We start from the raw sequence: 4,431 nt of genomic DNA, 5'->3' as shown, positions 1-4,431 counted from the left end.
GGTGATCGCGCTCGTGCTCTCCACCGTCGGGGTGCCCGACGCCGTCGTCGCGGCCGACTACGCACTGACCGCGGACTACCTGACCGCCGGCTTCTTCGCCGCCCTCCCCGCCGAGTCCGGCGCCGCCGACCCGGCCGACGAGGCCATGCGCGGCGCCCGTCCCGAGTCGATGACCGCCACCTTGCGGACGCTCACGACCGAGTTCGGGGGCGCCCGCTCCTACCTCCTCGGCCACGGCGTGCCCGCCGAGGCGCTCGACCACCTCCGCACCACCCTCACCCAGTAGGAGACACCCCATGAAGATCGTGCAGATCTCCGACACCCACCTGACCGCGGTGGGCGGCCCCACCGAGGCGGCCTTCCGGCTCCTCGCCCGCCACCTCGCCGAGGACGTGCGGCCCGATCTCGTCGTGCACAGTGGCGACATCCAGGTCCTCCACCCGGACGACGCCGCGGACCGGGCCCATGCCCGCGGGCTGCTCGACCTGATCACGGCGCCGCTGCTGGTGGTGCCGGGCAACCACGACGTCGGGATGCCCGGCGTCGACGCGTGGGCGGGCCTCACCGTGACCGACGAGCGGGTCGGCGCGCACGAGGCGGCGTTCGGCCCGGACCACTGGCGCCACGACACCGACGACGCCGTGCTGATCGGCATCGACAGCGAGCTGCTGAGCTCGGGCCTGCAGCGCGAGGCCGACCAGTGGCGCTGGATCGAGGCGACCCTGGCGGACCTGCCCGAGGGCCGCCCGGTCCTGTTCTTCCTGCACAAGCCCCTGTGGGCGGTGTCCGACGAGCCCGCCGACCACCAGGTCGACGTCGGCCCGGTCGCCCGGGACCGGCTGCTCCGCCTGCTCGAGGGGATCGAGCTGCGGGCCGTCGGCTGCGGGCACCTGCACCGCTACCGCCAGGTGCAGCGCGGTCGCGCGATCGAGGTGTGGGCCCCGGCCACCGCCTTCCTCGCCCCCGGCGGGGACGAGCTGCCCGAGGGGCGCCAGGAGCTCGGCTACGTCGAGTACACGGTGGCCGACGGCGAGGTCCGCGCGGAGTTCCGGCTGGTTCCGGGGATGCCGCAGCTGACCACCGACGACCTGCCGTGGGTCGCCGAGGCGATCGAGACCCTGACCGCCGCGGCCGCGGTCTAGCCGTGGCCGCCCTCGAGCTCGACGGGATCGTGCGCCGGTTCGGCGACACGACCGCCGTCGCCGACGTGTCGCTGCGGACCGAGCGCAACGACTTCCTCGTCCTCCTCGGCCCCAGCGGCTGCGGCAAGACCACCCTGCTCCGGATGATCGCCGGGCTGCTGTCCCCCACCGAGGGCCGCATCCTGGTGGACGGGCAGGACGTCACCACGCTGCCGCCGCGCGAGCGCGACCTGGCCATGGTCTTCCAGAACTACGCCCTCTACCCCCACCTGACGGTCGAGCGGAACCTCGGCTTCGGACTGAGCGTGCGGCGGACCGGCAAGGAGGAGCTCCGCCGGCGCGTCGACGAGGTGGCGGAGCTGCTCGACCTGGGCCCGCTGCTGCGCCGGCGGCCGAAGGAGCTCTCCGGCGGCCAGCGGCAGCGGGTCGCGCTGGGCCGCGCGATGGTGCGCGAACCGCGTGCCTTCCTGATGGACGAACCCCTGTCCAACCTCGACGCGAAGCTGCGCGCGAGCACCCGCACCCGGCTGATCTCGCTGCACCGCAGGCTCGACACCACGTTCGTCTACGTCACCCACGACCAGATCGACGCGATGACCATGGCCACCAAGGTGGCGGTGCTGAACCACGGTCGGATCGAGCAGTTCGGCACGCCCGTCGAGATCTACGACGAACCCGCGTCGGCCTTCGTCGCCGGGTTCATGGGCGCGCCGCCGATGAACCTGATCCCCGCCGAGCTGGGCACCGGACCCGACGACGGCCTGGTCCTGCGCGCCCCCGACCTCGAGATCCCGCTGCCGTACCGGGGCGACCCAGGGGTCCGCGAGGTGCTGGTCGGGATCCGCCCGGAGCACCTCGCCACGGCTCCCGCCGGGGAGCTGCGGGGCCGGGTCGACATCGTCGAGAACCTCGGCAGCGAGGAGATCGCCGAGTGCGAGATCGGCGGCGCGCGGGTCAGCGTCCGCGGCGCCCGTCCGATCGGGATCGCCCCCGGCGACCACACGACGCTGTCCGTCCGCCCCGAGCACGTCCACCTCTTCGCGCGGCAGAGCGGCCGTCGCCTCTCCTGGGAGCCGGAACCGGCCTCCCTCCTCGTTCCCTGAAAAGGACCCGCGCCATGTTCCGCAAGCACGCCGTGCCCGTGCTGGCGGTCGCCCTCGCGACCGTCCTCGCCGGCTGCGCCACCGTCCCCACGACCACCGCCCAGGGCTCCGACGCGGCCACCGCGGTCATCCCCCAGCTCGCGCCGGACCAGAAGGTCACGATCCGCTGGGAGTCCTACAACCTCTCCAGCGCCGGGATCTTCGGCGAGACCACGAAGAACCTGGTCGCCGAGTTCGAGAAGCAGCACCCGAACATCGACGTCGAGGCCGTGCCGCCGCAGGGCGGGCAGGCCGAGATCGCCCAGAGCGTGCAGCGCCAGGTCGTCGCGGGGACGCCGCCGGACCTCGCCCAGCTCACCTTCGCCGACCTCCGGTACACCGCCAGTGACCTCGGTGCGAAGCCGCTGGACCAGCTCGTCGGCCGCGACGAGGTGCAGCGGCTGCTGACCGGCGGGCCGCACCCCTACGTGCCCACGGCCGCGGTGCTCGGTGACATCGACGGGACCACCTACGGCATCCCGTACGTCTTCTCCACGCCGATGCTGTTCTTCAACGCCGACCTGTTCCGCGAGGCCGGGCTGGACCCCGCGAACCCGCCGAGGACCTGGGACGAGGTGGCCACCGCCGCCGCGGCGATCGCGAAGGTGCCCGGCACCGCGGGCGGCGCCTACCTCGGCTGCCTCGATACGCAGGCCGGCGGCGACTGGTGCCTCACCGGGATCGTCCGCTCCGCGGGCGGACGGCTGCTGTCGGAGGACGGGAGGACCCTGGGCTGGAGCGACCCGAAGACCGTCGAGGCCTTCGCGGGGATCCAGCGGATCGCCCAGGCCGGACCGAACGCCCTGCCGAACCTCTCCGGCGCCGACGCCCAGGATGCCTTCCTGCGCGGCGACCTCGGCATGCTGCTGAACTCCGCGGCCCTGCAGAACGCGATCCTGAAGTCGTCGGAGGGCAAGTGGCAGGCGGCCGCGGCGCCGATGCCCGGCTTCGGCAGCACGCCCGCGGTGCCCACCAACTCCGGTTCGGCGCTGTTCGTCCTGGCCGACGACCCCGCCAAGCAGCGCGCCGCGTGGGAGCTGATCGAGTTCCTGACCAGCGCGCAGAGCGAGACCACGATCACCTCGAACATCGGGTACGTGCCGCTGCGGGCCTCGCTGATCGACGATCCCGCCTACCTCAAGTCCTTCGCCGACGCGCACCCGGACTTCGTGCGGCCCAACGTGGCGCAGCTCGAGCGGCTCGAGCCCTGGGTCTCCTATCCCGGCCCGAACTACCAGCAGATCCGCACGCTGTTGAGCAAGGCCGCCGAGGAGATCGCGTTCCGCGGTGCGGACCCGCAGGCGACGTTGACCGCGGCGCAGACCAGCGCCGAGGCGCTGATGCCGAGATGACGGACCTGCTCGACCGGTCCGCCCCGGTCCCCGGGCGCTTCGTGGAGCCGGCGCCACCGGCACCACGGAGCGGCCCGCGGCCGGTGGCCCGCCGGCCCCTGCCGCGCAGGCTGGCGAGCGGCCTGACGCCCTACCTGTACCTGGTTCCCGCACTCGCGGGCCTGCTGATCTGGGTGTACTCGCCGCTCGTCCAGACCATCCAGCTGTCGTTCTACGACTGGAACCTGGTGCCCACGTCACCGGCCCGCCCGGCCGGCTGGTCGAACTACGCCGAGGCGTTCAGCCTCCCGCAGCTGGGCCAGGCCACCGTCAACACGCTGCTCTACCTGCTGGGGCTGCTGCCGTTCACCATCGTGGTCCCGGTCCTGGTGGTGCTCGCCTCGCAACGTGTGCACGGTCGCGCCCGGGCCTTCTACCGGACCGCGATCTTCGCGCCCTACCTGATCGCCCCCGTCGTCACCGCCATCGTGTGGCGCTGGCTGCTCGACCCGGGCGGCGGCCTGGTCAACCAGGTGCTCGGTGCGTTCGGCGTCGCGCCCGTCTCGTTCCTGCGTGATCCACAGTGGGCGATGTGGTCCATCGTGGTCGTCGTGGGCTGGCAGCTGCTCGGGTTCGCCGTGCTCGTCGTGTCCGCGGGCGTGTCCGGCATCTCCGACGACTACGCGGCGGCGGCTCGCACGGACGGCGCCACGGAGGGGCAGATCACCCGGCGGATCACGCTGCCGCTGCTGTCGCCGACGCTGCTGTTCATGGCCACGCTGACCATCCTGTCGGCGGCCCAGCTGATGTTCCCGA

General features: G+C 73.0%; 5 protein-coding genes. All 5 read left to right on the top strand.

Going from position 1 to position 4,431, the window contains the following annotated elements:
* On the top strand, positions 1 to 286 hold a 286-nt coding region (locus H5J29_RS22300), incomplete at its 5' end, for a tyrosine-protein phosphatase (RefSeq protein ID WP_220187774.1).
* A 10-nt stretch (positions 287 to 296) separates the two neighbouring features.
* A complete protein-coding gene (locus H5J29_RS22295) occupies positions 297 to 1,142 on the top strand; it encodes a metallophosphoesterase family protein (protein WP_181782993.1) in 846 nt (281 codons plus the stop codon).
* A gap of 2 nt (positions 1,143 to 1,144) precedes the next feature.
* Positions 1,145 to 2,245, top strand: coding sequence for an ABC transporter ATP-binding protein (locus tag H5J29_RS22290; RefSeq protein ID WP_181782992.1), 1,101 nt, complete (start codon positions 1,145 to 1,147; stop codon positions 2,243 to 2,245).
* A 14-nt stretch (positions 2,246 to 2,259) separates the two neighbouring features.
* A complete protein-coding gene (locus H5J29_RS22285; RefSeq protein ID WP_181782991.1) occupies positions 2,260 to 3,636 on the top strand; it encodes an ABC transporter substrate-binding protein in 1,377 nt (458 codons plus the stop codon).
* Positions 3,637 to 3,719: 83 nt separating this feature from the next.
* Positions 3,720 to 4,431, top strand: a 712-nt coding sequence (locus H5J29_RS22280; protein WP_181782990.1) for a carbohydrate ABC transporter permease, incomplete at its 3' end; no start/stop codon positions are given.

Origin of the sequence: Pseudonocardia pini, assembly GCF_013870575.1 — a bacterium.
Lineage (GTDB): Bacteria > Actinomycetota > Actinomycetes > Mycobacteriales > Pseudonocardiaceae > Pseudonocardia > Pseudonocardia pini.
The sequence above is the reverse complement of the archived record's forward strand: the minus strand, read 5'-3'. Positions and strand labels throughout refer to the sequence as shown.